Raw genomic sequence first — 19150 nt, forward strand, 5'->3', positions numbered from 1 at the left:
CCCTGCGGAAGCAGGACATTCCGGCTCGCATCGTGATGCATTTTCTCGGTGATGCATGTTGGCGACCTGTCCTACGGCGCAGGGTCCTCTATCGAGAGACCCTGCGGCAACGTCAATAAAAAAACTATCGCTGCCGCGGGATTAGCGCAGCGTATATCGTGGCGGGCATCGAGCAAGCTTCCAGCTTGCGTCAGCTGAAAGCTGACTTGTGCGTACCACGGGCTGGAAGCCCGCGGCAGTATCTATGGAACTTACACCATTTCGTTTTCCTTTTCCTTGTTTTTCAGCTCTGTAATATACTCTGATGGCAGTATGCCGTACTCCTCGCGGAACACCTTGGCAAAGTAGGCGGCATTGTTGAAACCTACCTCGTATGCCACATTGGCAATGCTTAGCTTGCTTTTTTCCAGCAGTTGCACCGCGCGTTTCAGACGGATGGTACGGATACAATCAACCGGGGTTTTGCCTGTAAGGGTGAGCAGCTTTTTGTAAAGCGATACCCTGCTTAAGTTAAGGTGCCGCGCCAGTTCTTCTACCGAAAAATTAAGGTTAGTGATATTCAGCTCGATGTACGCGAAGGCAGCCTTCAGGAATTTATCATCCTCAGATACCACGCTGATATCGTTGGCCTTTACCTCTATCTGTTTCTGATAGGTTTTCTTGAAGGTTTGCTGCATGCGCAGCGAGTTGTGTATTTTGCTCAGCAGTATCTCGAAGTTGAACGGTTTTATGATGTAGTCGTTAGCACCGCTATCCAGGCCGGCCAACTGGTCCTGCTCGGTGCCGAGGGCCGTCAGCAACAATACGGGTATCTCGGCGGTGCGGCTATCAGCCTTTATCTTTTTGCACAATTCGATGCCGTTCATCTCGGGCATGCTGATGTCGCTTACAATCAGCTTAGGGTGCATGGCCAGGGCCTTTTGCCAGCCATCCTTACCGTTCACAGCTTCTACAATGTGGAAGCTGTTCTTCAGGTTATCTTTCAGGTAAAAGCGCAGGTCATCGTTATCCTCTACCAATAAAATAGTAGGCTTGCGTGCCGAACCGGGGCCGGTCGGTTCCGGGTCCTTCAGCATGGCAGGTACCGCTTCCTCTGGTTGCACCTCTACCACCGGCTGCACTTCCTCGCATTTTACGCCAATAGGCAGGTTGATAGTAAAGCAGCTACCGTAGTCAGGTTCGCTTTCCAGTTGTATGGTACCGCCCTGCATTTTCACGAATTCGCGGGTTATGGATAGACCTATGCCGCTGCCTTGGTTTAGCAGGTTCTCGGGCAGGTCATCCTGGAAGAAGCGCTCGAAAATTCGCTCCTGATTTTCTTTGGCTATGCCAATGCCGGTATCTATCACCTTTATTTCCAGCATGGTTTGTATCGGCCTGGCTTCATCGGGGCTTGCCAGGCTAAGCAATACGCTGATGTGCCCGCCCGATGGCGTAAACTTAAAGGCGTTGGAGAGCAGGTTGAACAGGATACGTTCTATCTTATCATGGTCGAAATCGGTAACGTAGGCGCAAACTTCGCTCTCCACCAGAAACTGTATCTGCTTTTGGCTGGCTACATCCTTAAACGAACCGCACACCTCGTTGATGAACTGGATGATATCACCTTTCTTCAGACTTAGCTTCAACTCGTTGTACTCCATCTTACGGAAATCGAGCAGCTGGTTTACCAGGTTAAGCAGTCGCTTGCCGTTGCGCTTGATGGTGACCAGTTGGTTTTGCTGGTCGGGTTTCTCGGCTGTTTTAATGAGGCTGTCTATCGGCGAGAGGATAAGCGACAGCGGCGTGCGGAACTCATGGCTTACGTTGGTGAAGAATTTGATCTTCATCAGATCCAGCTGATGCATGCGGCGTGCCTCTTCGCGCTCCTGGGCTATCTTGCGCTCGGCCTCCATCTTAACCTGGCGGGCATCGAACTGCTGTTTTATTTTTTGAATGCCACGGCGGCGTATCAGCAGCAAGCTACCTATCAAAACCACAAAATAACCTACATAAGCCAGCGGCGATTTGAAGAACGGCGGCTTCACCGTGATATTGAGCGATATGGTATCATCGCCGCTTACAGCGTTTTGCGTGCGCACTTTAAATACATAGTCGGCACCATCCAGATTGGTGTAAGTTGCCTTGCGGTTGCCATCTGTAGCGGTTATCCAATTTTTATCGAAACCCTCCAGCTTATACTCGAATTTCACCTTATCGGGGTTAAAGTAATCGCAGGCGGCAAACTCAATATCGAATACGTTTTGGCTGTGGGCAAGGGTAATCTCCTTGGTTTCGGATAGGGCCCTGGTAAGCACCACGCCGCCATTTACGGTATCGCCAACGGTTACGTTTTTGTTGAACACGTGCAGATCGGTAAAGATGAGCCTCGGCTTAGGCTTAAAGGTGTTGACAATGTTCGGGTCGAAGATATTGAAGCCGTTTATCCCACCAAAAACCAGTTCGCCACTTTTCAGCCGCATGGCCGAGTACAGGTTGAATGCGCGGCCCTGCAAGCCATCCAGCTCGTTATAATTATTAAGGCGAAACTTGTATTTGCCGTCAACCAGGCTCAGCTCTATCTTGGCCAGGCCATTGGTGGTGCTTACCCACATCTTGCCCTGCTTATCTTCGATGATATTGCTTATGTTGTTGGCAGGCAGGTTTACGCCCTCTTCTATATTGAGAAAGTTATTGGTTTTGGTATCCAGTATGCTCAGGCCGTCTTTGGTGCCTATCCATATCAGCCCGCGTTTGTCTTGGGTAATGGCGTTAACATCGTTACCCACCAGGCTGTTAGCATTTTTGGGCTGCGCGGCGTAGTGGCGCACCTTGTTGGTTTTGTATTCTATCACGTCAACTCCTTTATCACGGCCTATCCATTTGTTGCGGTCGCGGTCCTCGTAAACAAAGGCAGTGTACTCGGACTGCATGGGGTATTTGGGGTGTTTGAAAGAGTTGGTTTTCGGGTCGAAAACGTTGAAGCCTCCCTGGAAGGTGCCCACCCACATTTCGCCTTTATAATCTTCTATGATACTGTAAACGCGGTCGTCGGTGATGCTGGTGGGGTCTTTTTCGTTATGGCGGTAATGGGTAAACTTGCTACCGTCGTAGCAATCAAGTCCGCCGAAATAGGTGCCTATCCACAGCTTACTATTACGGTCGATATACAGCCTCACAATAACATCGTTGGCCAGGCTGTTAGCGTCGGCCGGGTTATGCCTGTAACTGGTGTAAGTATTTGCTGTGCGGTTAAAATACACCAGCCCGTTGCTGTTGGTGCCTATCCACAGGTTGCCTTTAGCGTCTTCTGCAAAGCTGTTGATGTCCTCGTAGGGCATACTCTTAGAATCGCTGTTAGAGTGCTTGTATAGCGGGAATTGCATAATGCCGCTATGGTAATAGTTTAGGCCTTGCTTAAAGGTGCCTGCCCAAATAATGCCGCTGTTATCTTTATAGAGATTCAGGCTGTTGCCACTGAGGGATTTTGCATCGTCGGGTTTGCTCATTACATAGTTTACCGTGTTGGTTTTCGGGTCGATGATGTTGAGGCCGCCATGGTCGCTGCCGAGCCATATCTTGCCGTCATCGGCCTGCACTATGCTGTTTATCACATTGGAGTTTAACCTGGCCTGCCGGGTATCCCTGCTATAATGCGTTAAAGTACTGGTAACCGTGTTGTAGCAAAAAGCACCGATGGACGCAGCATCCGAGCTTATCCACAGGTTGCTGCGGTTATCCATCATCAGGGTATAGTTGCGCGGCCTGGCATCTATGGCTTTGGCAAAACCATCAAAGCTACGGGTAACCTTGTTGCTGCTGGTGTTGAACTCTTCCAACACGGCATCGTTATACAGCAGCCAAACGGAGTTTTGTTTGGTGGGCAATACGTCCATCACATAATTGGAATGCAATATGGCCGCCGAGTTGGATAGCGTGCTGTAAAACAATGTTGATTTGGTTGCCGGGTTGTAGCAATACAGGCCCGCGCGGTTGGTAACGAACCAAAACCGGCCATCCGCATCTGCACGCACATGTGTTATCTGGTTGGTGGGTACCTTGTACCGGGCTGCCTCTGCGGCAATATTGTTGGTGATTTTTTCGGTATGAGGGTCATACACACTGATATTGTTATGGGTAAACACCCACATCTTATCGTCGGGGCCCTGCTCTATCCGCACCACGTGATTTTCGGAAAGGGAATTGGGGTTTTTGTTATCCCGCTTAAAAACCTTGAATTTGGAGCCGTCGTAACGGTTAAGGCCGGATGTAGTGCCAAACCAAACGAAACCCTTGCTATCCTTAAAAATGCAGTTTACCTGGTTATCAGATAATCCGTTGGTAATATCCAGGCGCGAGAATTCGTAATTATTCTTTTGAGCAAATGCACCCTGCTGCAATAAAATACACAGTACACAAAACACGTATAGCTTTAATCTCATCGTAAATTATAATTGGCAATGGTAACGCTTCGGGGGGTATTTACCGTAGATAAAATTAAAGATTAATTGTCACAAGAACACTAATGGCAAGGATATATTTTTTAAAAAACGCACCATAAATCAGATTATCAGTACATTAACACAAGCCACCCTTCCATAGACGGCAACACAGCATTTCTCCAAATTTTACGCTTAACTTTATGCTGTGAAGATTTTGATAGTAGAAGATGAGGCAGGCCTGCGCGATAGCATAGAAGCCTATTTTACAGGTGCCGACAGCATTTGCGAAACCGCGGCCGACTTTGCAGCGGCCTTGGCCAAGGTGAGCGTTTACCGCTACGATTGCGTTATTTTAGACCTCACCCTCCCCAATGGAAACGGCCTCGACATCGTTAAGCATCTTAAGGATAACCGGCATAACGACGGCATCCTCATCATATCGGCCAAAAACTCCCTGGACGACCGCCTCACCGGGCTGGATTTAGGTGCCGACGACTACCTCACCAAACCCTTCCACCTGTCTGAACTGAAATCGCGCGTGGCGGCTATCGTACGGCGCAAAACCTTTAACGGCGACAACCTGCTTAAGTACAACGAGATAGGCATAGACCTTGCTGCCAAAACCGTTACCGTACACGGGCAGCCGATAAAATTCACCCGGAAGGAATATTCCCTGCTGCTGTACTTCATCGCCAACAAAGGCAAAGTAGTATCAAAAAACGCCATTGCAGAGCATCTTTGGGGCGACAATATCGACGTGGCCGATAACTTCGACTTTATTTACTCGCACATCAAAAACATCCGCAAAAAACTGGTAGAGGCCGGCGGCAACGATTATATACAAGCCGCCTATGGCATGGGTTACAAATTTGCCGGCGCATGAAACTGCTGAACAAATACAACCGCGTAAACATTGCCGTTACCATAGCCACCATGCTGGTAACCGGCATTATTTACTACTACGCCATCAGCCATATCTTAACCAACCGGATAGATAAAGACCTGGAGCTGGAAGAGCAGGAGGTTTTCAATTACGTAAGTCTGAACCAGGCCCTGCCAGAGGTGTACGAATCTAACCATCAGCAAATTACCTTTAAGCTGCTGGGCAACCAACGGGTTGAGAGGCGTTTTGTAGACACCGTTTATAAAGAAATTGATGAGAACGAATTGGAGGCGGGCCGCGCGCTCATCAGTATGGTGAAAGTAAAGGGCCAAAACTACCGCATACTGGTAACCCAATCAAAGGTAGAAACGGAATACCTCATCAAAATCATCTTCCAAATAACTATCGTAGTAATTTTCGTGCTGCTGGTGATGCTTACAGCGCTAAACCGGTTCATCCTCAAAAGCATCTGGCAGCCATTTTACCGCGTGTTGGCCCAGCTTAAAGGTTTCAACGTAGCCGATACGGTGACGGCAAACAACACACCATCGGGCATTGACGAGTTTAATGAGTTGGACCAGGCCGTGACCGCCATGGCCGGCCGCGTAAAGCACGATTACCAAAACCTGAAAGCCTTTACCGAGAACGCCTCGCACGAGTTGATGACACCCATCTCGGTTATCAACTCCAAGCTGGATACCCTGCTGCAAACCGATGCGTACACCGATAAGCAAAGCAAACTGCTCAACGATATCTACGGCACCGTGGCACGGCTTACCCGGCTTAATAAATCGATGCTGCTGCTGGCCAAAATTGAGAACGGCGTAATTGGTGCCGATGAGCAGGTAGATATCAAAGCTATCATAGAAGAAAGCCTTTACCAGCAGGAGGATCTTATCCACGGCAAGAATATTAGCCTGATAACCAACCTGGAGGACAAACAATTAAAAACCAGCAAGCTGCTGATGGAGGTACTACTGAATAATCTAATAAGCAACGCCATCAGGCACAATTACCCCGGCGGCGAAATCGATATTACCTTACAGGAGCGGCAAATAACCGTTGCCAATACCGGCAAAAACACCTTCGATATTACCGAGGTGCTCAAAAGGTTCCATAAATCAACAGATTCTGAGGGTATTGGGCTGGGCCTCACTATTTGCAAGCAAATATGCGACAACTACGGCTTTACCTTGCAATACAACCTTGTTAACGAAAGGCATGTATTTTCGGTACGGTTTTGATAATTATAGCGATGAGGTTGAAAGCCATCGCCCTTCCTCTACGCTTAGCTCCAAAAACACAGGCACAATCAAACCTCATTTATTACGTTAGCTGATTATATTTACGGCAAATGTTACCTATGATAAAAAAGTCTTTCCTACTGCTGTTAGCTGTGTTTGCTATGGCAAGTGCCAAAGCGCAAACCGCCGAAGAAGTTTATAACCATTACCTTGATTTTAACCTGGCCCGGGTAGATGGCGTACAAGGCAACGCCATACAACTTGGCGAAAACCTGATTCCGGATACCGCTAAGCTGACTGCCAAAGCACGCATCAACTTTTACTACTCGATGGGGAAGTTGTATGAGGATGATGCGCAAACGGTGAGGGCGAAGCAGTTTTATGAAAAGGTTGCAGCAGCCGTTCCCGACTACTATGTGGCGCAGCGCGCACTGGGCTATATTTATGCCAAAGAAGCCGAGGGCTTTGCCGATAAATTAAATGAGACAGCAAACAACCCTACCGAAAACAAGAAAGTGATGGCGCTATACGCCGCCGCTGCAAAAAAGGCTATCCCTTACCTGGAAAAAGCACAAGCCTGCGACCCTGATGACGATACGCTCACCCGCATCAATATATTACTTAAAAACACCAAAGATACCGCCGGATTGGCCGGATTGAAAGCTAAACTGGCCACACTATCCAAAAACTGCATCGACCTGCTCGACGATAAATAAGCCTAAAACACCAGTGGCTTGCCCTGCCTTGGGTAAATAAGGTTCATCTGCCGTTTGTTGGCGTAGTTGAGCTGGGTTTTTATCTTGTTGATGCTCCTATAGGGCGGCTTCAGGTGCGTTATCACCACGTTCAATCCTTTTAAGGATGTACCCGAAAGCTGTGCAAGCACGTCCATTTCATTCATCAACAGCCTGGGGGTAAGGTGGCCGAAAAGGCTTTTATCGGGCTGGTCGCTAGGGTAGCTTACTTCTATCATCAGGGCCTTTAACTTCCCTGAAGCAACAAGCGGCGCAACGGCTTCCCATAATTTGTGCAGGTTCTGGCTTTTTTCTATCTCGTCGGCACCGGTATCGCCCAGGTATAACACGTAGTTATCCTTGCTGCGCAGCAAAAAAGCGGTGCTTGTAAGGTTAGCGTGGCTCAGCGGGAAGGCCTGCACCTGCATATCGGTATTATCCACCTGGCTTTCGGCGCCGGGCAGCAGGGCGCTGTAATGGTATTTTTTTAGCTGCGGCTTGCCACCATCGTCGGCAAAATTGGCCCAGCTATCCCAGGTAAAATAGTGGGTTTTGAGGGTTTCGAGGGTGCTGGCCAATCCGTAAATGTTTTTGGTGCTATCCTCGGGCGAGTTGATGATGAGTCCTGCCAGATGATCCAGATGGGCATGCGAAATAAAATATCCTTTAATGTATTGCTTCAAAACCTTATCGCCCCGCACATCAAATGCTTTATTTTCGATGGCTTTTTCTATACCTGCGTGCAGGGTACCCGCATCCATGCATACGTAATTATCCGAGCCGTACGGTGCTACCATATAGGCAGATAGGTTGCTTTCGTCGATACCGCCCAGCACGCCCAAAGGCACTATGCGGAATGATGCAGCATCGGTGTTTGTTGCCGCTGCTACAGGCGTGGATCTATGCTTCGCTTTGTGTTTTCGTTGTGCAAACACAAATGCGGGTAACAGCAACAGGAAGGTAATGGCTAATAGTTTACGGTGCAGCATAGGGGAATTGTTTTCTCAAAAATAAACATCCGGCGCAATAACCGAATTATTTTATAAACGCAATTTGCATGAAAAACTTTTACTTTGCCTTTGTTATGAAAACGAGCCAGATAGCCGCCAAAGCCGTAGTACGTGTGTTTTTTATTTTGTTGCTACTTGCGCTCATCCCCTTTTTGCAGGGCGATACTGCGAAGTTGCAGCACCTTTACCTAAGGCCCAAACATCCCTATATGCTGGCCTTCCCCATTTTACTGATACTGGGCTTTATCACCCTGCTGGTGCTTTGCTCCATTAAAAAATACAGCAAGGCCGATTTGAATTGGCTGCTGGTTATCAACACCTTAGTGCTAATTGCCTATGCCGCCACCTTATATGCCAGCGTTTACAGGCTCGCGCAATAAACGTCCTACTCCGTTTTCATTTCTTTTTGAGCACTTTTCTTGACTTCGTAATCGCCGCCGAGGAGGTATCCCCATGGCTTAAGCGCCTCTATCCTGTCGAAGACTATCTTGAAGATAGCGATGATGGGGATAGAAAGGAACATGCCCGATAGACCCCAAAGCATTTCGCCCAATATGATGCCGATGAAGGTAATAAGCGCATTCAGCCGCACTTTAGAGCCTACCACAGCAGGCAGCAGGAAGTTGGCATCCAGTGCGTGAATCGCCACTACGCATACGCCTACCGTAAAAGTATCGCTGATGGTACCCGTAGCAAAGGTGATTACCACGCTTAGTAGCAATGCCGTAAAGATGCCCAGGTAGGGGATAATATTGAACAGGCCGACGATAAGCCCAAGCAGCGCAGCGTACTTGATGCCGATTATCCAAAAAGCCGTAATGGCCACCGCTGCTACGATAACCATCTCCAACAGTAGCCCGAAGATGTATTGCCGCAATATTTTCTGCACGTTCTCGGCAATATCTACCACCACATGCGAGTTATCATCGCGGAAAACGGATATCACAAACCGGAACAGCAAACGCCTGTAAAACAGGATAAAAAACGTAAACACCAGGATGAATATGTAGAAAAGCATCAATGATGATATAGCGCCGAAGGTAGTCTCCAGCACTGCTCCGCCCGACGCCATTATCTTGCGGGCCGTGTTATCAACGTAACTCATTTGCTGCGTAGCGTCTATCTTGAAGGTATGGTGCACCCATTCCTGCAGGCCGTCGACAGATTGTTCCACCTGTTTCTTCAGCATGGGCCAATCGTTGTTAAGGTTAGATATCTGCGCACCTACCAAATACAAAATGCTGCCTACGAAACTTACCAATAGTATTATCGACAAAAAAGACGACGCGCTACGCGGCAGTCGTAGTTTCTTCTCTAAAAAATTCGACACCGGCAATAACAGTACCGCGAAGAGGAAGCCGAAGATGAGCGGGTCTACCAAATCTTTTGCAAGTATAAGCAGGTAGCCTAATACGCAGAAACCGATTAATATAAGGGCCAGCCGCTCGTAAAATGGGGCTATTATCTTTTTAGTGGGCATACAAAGGGGTATGTGTTTTTATCCATGTTGAACATAGCTAAAAAAGCCGACAAATATTTTAAGCAGGCAAAATTTTCGCATCATTTTTAAATGAGCATAAAAACCGGGGTTATTTGCCTAACTAACGCTTTTGAAACAGTGGTATTACTTTGTTGTTTTTTAGCAAATGCCTAATTTCAGCTAAATTTCACAACCATGCTTAACGGACCAAACCCCGGTATGCGCTACCCTATGGAGCCGTATCAAAACCTCGTATTTTTAAAAAACTTCGTCACCCGGCCCAATATCATCGTGGGTGATTATACTTATTATGACGATTTTAAGGATCCGCTAAACTTTGAGAAGAACGTTATCTATCACTTCGACTTTATTGGCGATAAGCTCATTATCGGCAATTTTTGCGCTATAGCTTCAGGGGTAAAATTCATCATGAACGGGGCCAACCACGAGAGTGCACCTATCTCCACCTTTCCGTTCGCCATCTTCCGCAACGGTTGGGAAAAGATAAACGACAGTGCCCATCCTACCGGTAAGTTCCCCTACAAAGGCGATACGGTGGTAGGCAACGATGTTTGGATAGGTTACGAGGCCACTATTATGCCCGGCGTTACCATCGGCGATGGGGCGGTCATTGCTTCCAAAGCTGTGGTAACAAAAGATGTCGCGCCCTACACCATTGTAGGCGGCAACCCTGCAAAGCTCATCCGCAGACGGTTTGAGGATGCCGATGCCGCGCGCCTGCAAAAAATAGCCTGGTGGCATTGGAGCGCCGAAAAAATAACCGAAAATCTACTGCTCATCAACTCGGGCGATATTGATGCACTGGAGAAAGCTGCAGGATAAAACTGGCAAAAACTTTGCTACGGTTTTAGTATTAATTAAAAACGCAAACATCATGGCAAAGTATTCTGAAAAAGCAAGCGAAAAGGTTGAAGAAGTAATGCACGAAATGAAAGAAGGCAAGCTGAAAAGCGGTAGCGGCAAAAAGGTTACCAGCAAAAAGCAGGCGATAGCCATCGGTTTGTCCGAAGCGCGTAAAGAAGGCGCAAAAGTACCGAAGAAGAAAGACTAAGTAATATTATAATAGAAAAAGGCCCCGGATGGGCCTTTTTCTATTATCCTTTCAACTGCTATTTGTGAAACTCTTTGGCAATCCAGTTTTCCAGTTTTCCGTCCTGGGAAAGTTTCGCCAGCTTATCTAAATCACTGTCTTTCACTACCGCAGGGTCGTTCTTATATTTGTTTACTAATGCAGTAAGCACTTCCATATCAGCTTTGTTGCTATCCAGCGAATCCTTATGTTCCAGGGAATACTTGGCAAACAGGCCAAAATACATAAACATGAAATCGGGATTTTTGTCGGTAAGGTCCAACAATTTTTTGCCTACGGTAACATTCACATTCGGGCTGCCCGAGACCCAATCCATAATAAACTTATTAGCCGACTGCCGTGTGCCTGCCTGTTCGGCCAGGGGCGTTTGCAGCAACCAGTCGGCAGTTTTAATTACATCCTGCTCGTACTGCGGATAATCGGTTTTGGCTTTCAAAACATAGTTTGATGGTACTTGATAAGTTTGGGCAGATACCTTAACGGCGCTGCACAGCAATAGCAATAGGGTGGTTTTGATAATTCTTTTCATGATGAAGGTTTTTTGGCTAAGTTATTTGTAAAACGAGGGAGGGCTATTTTTCGTCCAATGAAAACATGGATATCACCCAATCATTCAGCTCGCCTTTTTTGTCGAGTTCTATCAGGTGTTCTATATCCTCATCGGTCTTATGGGCAGGTTCGGCGTTGTACTTATCTATTACCGCCCTTACTGCAATGATATTGGCGTTGTCTGTATCGAAACCGGTTTTGTGCTGCAATACAAACTTGGAGAAAGCCGCCATATATACAAAACCCAGCTGGGGGTTCTTATCGGAGAGGTTCATCACCGCTTCTGTAAGCCTAACCGTTACCGCAGGCGTTCCTTTTATCCATTTCAGAAAAAATTGCGTGGCTTCTTCCATTTTTGGGGGCTGCGCTTTCCAGGGGGTTTGCTGCAGCCAATCGGCAGTGCGGATAATATCGGTTTCGTAGCGGGCGTAATCGTCGCGGGTTTTCAGCACGTAGTTTTTAGGCACCTCATAGCTCTGCGCCAGGGCGGAGAAGCTTGCGGACAATAACAACAGCAAAATGAGTACGAGGGACTTTCGCATGATACCAATCTGGGCACTAAAATAATAATTGTATGTTACTTTCCTGTAAACGAGTCGATTATTTTCATCAATACCACAGCTTCGCCAATAGTGCAGGGGTTTGGGCCCTCGCCTTTAAAGTAAGCCACTATCTTTTCTATCATGGGCTGCTGGATGTGCATAGGGTGGGTGAAATCAATCGTCTCCTCGCCTGTTTCGGTCTTAAGGGTTACGAACTTACCAAAGAAAGGGAAGGTTATTTTGCCTTTTGTACCCACTATCTCGCAGGCATCTATGGTTTCGCTCTCGGCTACATTAAAGCTCCATGAGCCGTTTACCACTACTTTGTTCTTAAATACGATGAGGCCGCAAACATGGTCGTCTGCCGGACTGGTGTTGGCCTGATTTAGGCTGTACCCGCTGTAATGTTCCGGCTCGCCAAAAAAGTAAAGCATCAGATCAAGCTGGTGCGGGGCCAGATCATGGAAGTAGCCTCCGCCCGATACTTCGGGGTCCAGCCGCCAGTTGGTGCCTGGGTATGTAGGCACCGTTGGTTCGCGGTGTTGCCACATGCGTATCTGGGCGGTGCGCACATCCCCTATAGCGCCCGAATCCAGCAGGCTTTTCACATGCAAAAACATCGGCAACGCGCGGCGGTAATGGGCCACAACCAGTTTAGCGTTACCTTCTTTTACTGCTTCGGCCATGGCTTCGGCTTCGGCGGAGTTGCGGGTAACGGGTTTCTCTACATAAACATTCAGGCCTTTTGCAATGGCGCGTTTGGCATATTCCAGGTGCGATGATGGCGGCGTAGCGATGGATACGGCGTTCACCCCCGGGTCGTTCATCAGTAGTTCGGCATCGCTGTACCATTTGCCTACGTTGTGGCGACGGGCGTAATCGGCTGCTTTTTCGGCATCACGGCGCATTACAGCCACCAGGCTGCTATCGGCTATTTTGTTGTATGCTTGCCCGCTTTTAAGCTCGGTAACGTCGCCGCAGCCGATAATGCCCCATTTTATTGCACTCATATTTTTTATTATTGCACCGATTACACTGATTTTATTGATTTCACCGATTTTATRGTCACCGATTACACCGATTGTTTTGATTACACTGATTTGGTTTTGATGACACCGATTTCACTGATTATTTTGATTTCACCGATTGTTGTTTGGGACTACACTGATTTGGTTTTGATTGGACAGATAGCATAATCGGTGCAATCGTATTAATCGGTGTAATCATCATAATAGCATTTTTAACAACTCTTCATCGCTGATGATAGGGATATTCAATTTATTTGCTTTCTCAAGTTTGGCGGGGCCCATGTTTTCGCCGGCTACCAGGTAGTTTAGCTTAGCCGAAATACTACTCAATATTTTGCCGCCGTTTTGTTCGATGATATCTTTTAGCTCGTCCCTCGAATATTTTTCGAACACGCCCGAAATGATAAAGCTCTGGCCCGATAGTTTATCACTGGCCAGGTTTACTTCTTTTTCCACGGCCACCAACTGCAATCCTGTTGCTTTTAGTTTTTCTATTTCTTCGCGATGGCTAGCATCGGCAAAATACTCGACGATGCTTTGGGCTATACGACCGCCTATCTCTTCTGCGGCAATAAGCTCCTCTGCCGTGGCTGCCATCAGGTTATCAATGGTTTTGAAATGGGCCACCAGCTTTTTTGCCACCGTTTCGCCCACATAGCGGATACCCAGGCCGAACAGCACTTTCTCGAAAGGCTGCTCTTTTGATTTCTCCAGGCCATCCAGTAGATTGTTGATAGATTGCTCGCCGAAGCGGTCGAGATTTTTCAGCTCGTCTACATGGTCTTTCAGCGTGTAAAGATCGCTGATGTGGCGTATCAGCCCGCGGTTGTAAAAAGTGTTGATGGTTTCGTCACCCAGGCCATCTATATTCATGGCTTTGCGGCCTATGTAGTGCTGCATCTTACCCACTATCTGTGGCGGGCAACCCTCATCATTGGGGCAGTAAAAAGCGGCCTCGCCCTCCTGCCTCTTCAATTCGGTACCACAAGCGGGGCAGTGGGTAATGTATTGTATCGGCTCGGCATCCGGCTTACGCTTATCTAAATTTACGGAGATGATTTTGGGGATAATCTCGCCGCCTTTCTCTACGTAAACGGTATCATGTTCGTGCAATTGCAGGCGCAGCATTATCTCATCTGCGTTGTGCAGTGTAGCGCGTTTTACGGTGGTACCGGCCAGCAGTACGGGTTTTAAATTCGCAACCGGCACTACAGCACCCGTACGGCCTACCTGGTAGGTTACGGCAAGCAGTTCGGTCTCTACGCGTTCGGCCTTGAATTTATAAGAGATGGCCCAGCGCGGCGATTTGGCCGTAAAGCCCAGCTCCTGCTGCTGCGAGTAATTGTTTACTTTAATAACGATACCGTCGATATCATAACTCAAATGGTGCCTTTCGGTATCCCAGTGACTGATAAATTCCAACACGCCATTGATGTCGCTTACCAAACGACTATGATCATCAATATGAAAACCCCAGCTTTTTACAGCCTCGAGGCTTTCCCAATGGGTTTTAAAGAGCGTTTTTTCGGTATATAAGCCGTACAGAAAGCAATCCAGCGGGCGGCGGGCCACCTCGGCAGAATCCTGCAGCTTCATGGTGCCCGATGCAAAGTTGCGCGGGTTGGCGTAGGGTACTTCGCCATTATCAACGCGCTCTTTATTCAGCCTTTCGAAAGCTTTAAGGTGCATAAACACCTCGCCACGGATCTCGAACAGGTCGGGGTAATCTCCCTTGTCTAATTTCTTGGGGATGGTGTGTATGGTGCGCACGTTGGTGGTTACTTCATCGCCCTGGGTGCCATCGCCACGGGTAACAGCGCGGGCCAACTTGCCATGCTCGTAGGTAAGGCTCATGGAGAGCCCGTCGAACTTCAGTTCGCAAACGTATTCGAAATTATCGCCGATGGCCTTGCGTACGCGCTGGTCAAAGTCTACCAGCTCCTGCTCGTTATAGGTATTGCCCAGCGACAGCATGGGCCAGCGGTGCTTTACCGTAACGAATTCTTTGGTAATATCCCCACCAACCTTTTGCGTAGGCGAATCGGCATCCAAAAACTGCGGGAACTCCTGTTCCAGCTTGCTCAGCTGCTCCAGCTTTTGGTCGAAGTCGTAATCGGTAATGGTGGGCATAGCCAGCACATAGTAGTTGTAAGTGTGCTGTTTAAGTTCGGCAGTAAGGGCCTTTATCTGTTGTTGGGCTTCGTTAGGCGACATGATAGCGAAGATAGTTTTTTTAGTTAATAGATGATAGTTCATGGTTCATAGCAGCTGCATTTTTCCGTGGGGTATTACGCGGCATCACTTCTTACTATGAACTATGAACTATGAACTATGAACTATGAACCATCAACCATCAACTACCTATACTTCAGCGTCACCACCACGGGGTAATGATCCGATGGGAGACGGCCATGGTAGGTATTGGTGAGGATACCGTACCGCGCAACCGTGAAGCGTTTGGTAACGAAAATATGGTCGATACGTTTATCGCCCGCGGTGTTTACGTCATACGCATTGTAGGTGTTTGACGGCGCCAGCTTAACGGGCGACAGCTCATAACTGTCCCGAAGTACACCCGAGGTATTGATGAGGGTATAGCTCTCGTTAGTTTGGTCTACGTTGAAATCGCCGGTGAGGATGGTGGGCACATTGCCGGCCATCTCCTTCACTTTAGCTAATATCAGTTTAGAACTTTCGCGACGGGCAACGATGCCGATATGATCCATATGTAGGTTGAAAAAGTAGAACACAAGGCCGGTTTTTATCTCCTTGAGCTGCACCCAGGTGCAGATGCGCGGCAAGGCTGCATCCCAGCCTTTGTTGGGCTTATCGGTAATGGTGGACATCCAGAAGTTGCCCGATTTAAGCACCTTAAACTTGTCAGACTTGTAAAATATAGCCGAATGCTCGCCGCCATGCTGCCCATCGTCGCGACCGGCACCCAACCATTTGTAGCCCGGCAGGCTATCGTTCAGTTGCGTTAGCTGGTGATAAAGGCCTTCCTGCGTACCAAAAATATCCAGATCATTAAAGCGGATAATTTTGGCAATGTTGGGGTACCTTGCCCGCCAGCCATTGCCGGCGATGGAATCGTCCTTACTATCGTAGCGGAGGTTATAGGTAGCAATATTAAGTTGCTGCGCTTCTGTGAAAGTAGCAGTTGCTGTGAGCAGTAGCAGGAAAAGGAAGATTTTGATTTTCATGATGGTAGATGTTTATCGGCCAAAATTACAAATCGTCGGCATTAACCAGCAAAGTGCTATATTATGATTATGTTAGGAAGGCTTGTGCGCTGTTTGGAGTTAAATTGGAAAGTTTTCGTCAGCTGAAAACTCGCGGCGGCGTGAAAAGATGTGAAGCAAATATAAAAAGCGTTGTCATTTCGAGGGAAGCGCAGCGACGAGAAATCTTGTTAAGCGTGCATAGCGATTATGTAAGGTGGCAAGCTTTGCATAAACAACAAGATTTCTCCCTCGTACCTCGGTCGAAATGACAAAATGGGGAACAGCAGCTACCATGAACCATCACCCATGAACTCCCCTACACCTCTCCTTCCCGCTTACGCAGAAACCATTCTGCGCTTAGCAACACCAACAACAAGCCGAATATCCACTTCAGGCTTATCATATCGTTGTAGCGTTTATCTTCATACACCACGGTTTTGATATTATCGTTTTTGCGGATAAGGTTGGCCAGTTGATCTATTTGCCCAGGCAACAGCATTTGCCCGCCCGAACGTGTTGCAATGGCATTCAATAGCCGATGGTTGGCTGTGCTTTGGTGTGCCTCCAGGTTAAGTTGTTTTACTGTGATTTGCCCATGGGCTGTATATTGCTGTTTGCCGTTTTTGGCCGTGGCGGTATAGCTATATTCCCCCACAGGCATCGCGCCTGCATTCAACTGGTAGCTTTGCCCGCTGCGGGTGAACAGGAAGCTGTAATTTTTGCCCTCGCTGCTTTTCAAGGCAATGCTTACATCGGGCGTGTTTACCAGTTCCAACGCATCGTTGTACAGTTCGGCGTTCAGCAGCACGTTCTCACCCTCGTCGAATATATTTTTTGATGGGTACACCCTAAAACGTTCGCGGTTGGCATTGGCGGTAAGATATTGCACGGACTGGCTAAACAGTTCTTCCAGCGCGTGGTGGTTACCGTATTCGCGATATTCTGCCAGCTGCCAGCGCCAAAGGCCCTCGGCGGTAAGCACGGCTGTTCGGCGGCCGCCTTCGTCGTTAAAGGCAAGCAAGGGGTAAGCCGTGGGTACGTTACCTATCTTCTGTTTCAGCAAAACAGCGGCATTGGCCTGCGTTTCGTAAGTGCCATAGGCTGCCATTAAAGGCGGCAGTTTCGCAATTTTGTTTTGGGTAGAGTCTGTGAGGGTGAAAGCCGTAAACGTGGGCATCGGCTGTGCAAAAACCTCCTGGGCATCATCACCACCTGCATTTATTTTAACCGTTTTTTGTGAACGGTTAAAACCGTTTATATCCGCCTGCGTACCGGCAACAAGCCACAAAGGCATCTTACCAGTTAATATATTTTGCACTTTGCCGTAACTGGCTGCCGATAGTTGGTACAATATTGCCAGCGTGTAATCATTAGCGTTGAGCGCACCGAAATCGGCCATAGCACTCGCCTTTACCTCAAAATTGCGGTTGCTTTCTATGGATTGTTTGATAACGCTGATATCGGGGTGCGGACCGTCATATAAGAGCAGTATCTTCTGTCGGGCATCCAGTACTTCCACGTAAAAGGTTTCGGTATTATTTTGTACCGAAAGTTCGTTTTTTAAGGGAGCCAGGCTTACCGTAAACTTGCGGAGGCCTTTTTTATCGGCATTCAGTTTTAGCGGTATCACCTTTTTGAACGCGGCGGAGGTGATACTGATGTTTTGGGTGTTGAGTTGCCGACCGTCTTCGGTAACCGTAAGGCGCATGTTCTCGCCTGTGCTTTGATAAGCTTCGGCTAAAAGCTCCACCTCAAAATCGTTGCCCAGGTAGGCGGTTTTGTTGTAGTTAACGTTGCCGATAAGCAAATCGCGGCGGGGCGTAGTATCGCCAAGGGCAATGGTGTAAATGCTGGTTTTGATGTTGCGGGCCTCATACTGCGGGTCGGCACCGAGGTTGTAGAGTCCATCGGTAGCCAACACTACCGCGCCAATGTTTCGGTTTACGAAACGGTCATTGAGTTGGTGCAGGGCCGATGCGATATCCGTTTGCTTGCCATCATAAGTATTAGAGAGGCCATCGTGCAGGCCCTTATCGAAGTTGAATTCGTGTACTTCGTAGCTATCGCCTAATTGGGATTTGAGGGCCGCGAGAGCAGCCTCACCCCGGCCCTCTCCAAAGGAGAGGGAGTTAGAAGCTCCTGAAGTCCTCTCCTTTGGAGAGGATTTAGGTGAGGCAAACAGCTTCACCGATTCGGAATTATCCTGTGCAATCAATATCAGTGGCTTTTGCGGCTGGTAGCTTACCGTTTTTATCAGCGGCGATACCAATAGCAAACCCAACAAGGTTACCACAACCGCCCGCAAGGCAAACAGCCCATACCGCGCGGCTTTAGCCAAAGCTACCGGTTGTCTGTACAACAGCCAGGCATACAGCAAGCCCATCGCCAGGCAAGCAGGCAGCCACCACCCCGAAACACTTCCCCAGCTTATAGACATTTAGTGAATGGTGAATGGTGAACGGTGAGTGGTGAATAGTGCGCAGTCAGCATAATATACATATACCCGCAAAATGCGAAATTATTGTGAGAACCAAGGAATAGCGATTTGTTAAATCATTTCCGCATTCCATTGCTCGTAACCCCATGCGGCAATGGCTTTCAGTACAGGCTGCAGGCTCTCGCCTTTGGAGGTGAACTGGTAAACCACGTGCGGCGGTACAACAGCCTCGGCCTTGCGGCTAACCAGGTCGTCGGCCTGTAGTTGTTTCAGGTGCTGTATCAGCATTTTTTCGGTAATGCCGGGGATGGCGCGGCGTAGTTCGCTGTAACGTTTGGGGCCGTTCATCAGTTGGTAAAGAATGATGGGCTTCCAATGCCCACCTATCTTATTCATTACAAAGCTTACCGGGCATGCCTGCATGCTTAGCTCTTTATTGAAGTTCCAGGTAGAGTTTTCTTTTATCTGTGTCATGGCTGATTGCTGC

General features: G+C 48.2%; 16 protein-coding genes. 6 read left to right on the forward strand and 10 right to left on the reverse strand.

From position 1 onward, the window contains the following. Window positions 1–251 precede the first annotated feature (251 nt). Window positions 252–4421, reverse strand: coding sequence for a two-component regulator propeller domain-containing protein (locus AC1DYT_RS12040; protein ID WP_477469851.1), 4170 nt, complete (start codon window positions 4419–4421; stop codon window positions 252–254). A gap of 205 nt (window positions 4422–4626) precedes the next feature. Here AC1DYT_RS12040 and AC1DYT_RS12045 point away from each other — a divergent pair, with 205 nt between their 5' ends. From AC1DYT_RS12045 to AC1DYT_RS12055, 3 genes are all read left to right on the forward strand, one after another. Beyond that, window positions 4627–5304: a response regulator transcription factor gene (locus AC1DYT_RS12045; RefSeq protein ID WP_477469852.1), complete on the forward strand. Its 678-nt coding sequence runs from the start codon at window positions 4627–4629 to the stop codon at window positions 5302–5304. Continuing rightward, window positions 5301–6548: a sensor histidine kinase gene (locus AC1DYT_RS12050; RefSeq protein WP_477469853.1), complete on the forward strand. Its 1248-nt coding sequence runs from the start codon at window positions 5301–5303 to the stop codon at window positions 6546–6548. Before AC1DYT_RS12045 ends, AC1DYT_RS12050 begins: the two co-directional genes overlap by 4 nt. 119 nt (window positions 6549–6667) lie before the next feature. Continuing rightward, entirely contained in the window at window positions 6668–7264 is a 597-nt protein-coding gene (locus AC1DYT_RS12055; RefSeq protein ID WP_477469854.1) for a hypothetical protein, read from the forward strand. 2 nt (window positions 7265–7266) lie between these two features. On the opposite strand, the gene AC1DYT_RS12060 is transcribed toward AC1DYT_RS12055, so the two are convergent. Next, window positions 7267–8271: an MBL fold metallo-hydrolase gene (locus AC1DYT_RS12060; protein WP_477469855.1), complete on the reverse strand. Its 1005-nt coding sequence runs from the start codon at window positions 8269–8271 to the stop codon at window positions 7267–7269. Between the two features lie 68 nt (window positions 8272–8339). On the opposite strand from AC1DYT_RS12060, the gene AC1DYT_RS12065 reads away from it, so the two are divergent. Next, window positions 8340–8672 carry a hypothetical protein gene (locus AC1DYT_RS12065; RefSeq protein ID WP_477469856.1) on the forward strand — a complete coding sequence of 111 codons (333 nt, stop codon included), beginning with the start codon at window positions 8340–8342 and terminating at the stop codon, window positions 8670–8672. 5 nt (window positions 8673–8677) lie between these two features. Here AC1DYT_RS12065 and AC1DYT_RS12070 read toward each other — a convergent pair whose 3' ends face one another. Beyond that, window positions 8678–9772 carry an AI-2E family transporter gene (locus AC1DYT_RS12070; RefSeq protein ID WP_477469857.1) on the reverse strand — a complete coding sequence of 365 codons (1095 nt, stop codon included), beginning with the start codon at window positions 9770–9772 and terminating at the stop codon, window positions 8678–8680. Window positions 9773–9967: 195 nt separating this feature from the next. Between AC1DYT_RS12070 and AC1DYT_RS12075 the strand changes: the two genes are divergently transcribed. Together AC1DYT_RS12075 and AC1DYT_RS12080 are read left to right on the forward strand one after the other, a co-directional pair. Next, the gene (locus AC1DYT_RS12075) at window positions 9968–10615 is read left to right on the forward strand and encodes a CatB-related O-acetyltransferase (RefSeq protein ID WP_477469858.1); all 648 of its coding nucleotides are present in this window, start codon (window positions 9968–9970) and stop codon (window positions 10613–10615) included. A gap of 52 nt (window positions 10616–10667) precedes the next feature. Next, window positions 10668–10844: a DUF6496 domain-containing protein gene (locus AC1DYT_RS12080; RefSeq protein WP_477469859.1), complete on the forward strand. Its 177-nt coding sequence runs from the start codon at window positions 10668–10670 to the stop codon at window positions 10842–10844. A gap of 58 nt (window positions 10845–10902) precedes the next feature. Here AC1DYT_RS12080 and AC1DYT_RS12085 read toward each other — a convergent pair whose 3' ends face one another. From AC1DYT_RS12085 to AC1DYT_RS12115, 7 genes are all read right to left on the reverse strand, one after another. After that, a complete protein-coding gene (locus tag AC1DYT_RS12085; protein WP_477469860.1) occupies window positions 10903–11412 on the reverse strand; it encodes a hypothetical protein in 510 nt (169 codons plus the stop codon). Between the two features lie 43 nt (window positions 11413–11455). Continuing rightward, window positions 11456–11974, reverse strand: a complete 519-nt coding sequence (locus AC1DYT_RS12090) for a hypothetical protein (protein WP_477469861.1) — start codon at window positions 11972–11974, stop codon at window positions 11456–11458. A 35-nt stretch (window positions 11975–12009) separates the two neighbouring features. Then, the gene (locus AC1DYT_RS12095) at window positions 12010–12984 is read right to left on the reverse strand and encodes a Gfo/Idh/MocA family protein (protein WP_477469862.1); all 975 of its coding nucleotides are present in this window, start codon (window positions 12982–12984) and stop codon (window positions 12010–12012) included. 216 nt (window positions 12985–13200) lie between these two features. Further along, window positions 13201–15216, reverse strand: coding sequence for an NAD-dependent DNA ligase LigA (gene ligA / locus AC1DYT_RS12100; protein WP_477469915.1), 2016 nt, complete (start codon window positions 15214–15216; stop codon window positions 13201–13203). Between the two features lie 143 nt (window positions 15217–15359). Beyond that, a complete protein-coding gene (locus tag AC1DYT_RS12105; protein WP_477469863.1) occupies window positions 15360–16205 on the reverse strand; it encodes an endonuclease/exonuclease/phosphatase family protein in 846 nt (281 codons plus the stop codon). Window positions 16206–16542: 337 nt separating this feature from the next. Then, window positions 16543–18663: a vWA domain-containing protein gene (locus AC1DYT_RS12110; RefSeq protein WP_477469864.1), complete on the reverse strand. Its 2121-nt coding sequence runs from the start codon at window positions 18661–18663 to the stop codon at window positions 16543–16545. A gap of 111 nt (window positions 18664–18774) precedes the next feature. After that, the gene (locus tag AC1DYT_RS12115) at window positions 18775–19137 is read right to left on the reverse strand and encodes a winged helix-turn-helix transcriptional regulator (RefSeq protein WP_477469865.1); all 363 of its coding nucleotides are present in this window, start codon (window positions 19135–19137) and stop codon (window positions 18775–18777) included. Window positions 19138–19150: the final 13 nt, after the last annotated feature.

The sequence above is a fragment of the Mucilaginibacter sp. P1_D10 genome, assembly GCF_056406215.1.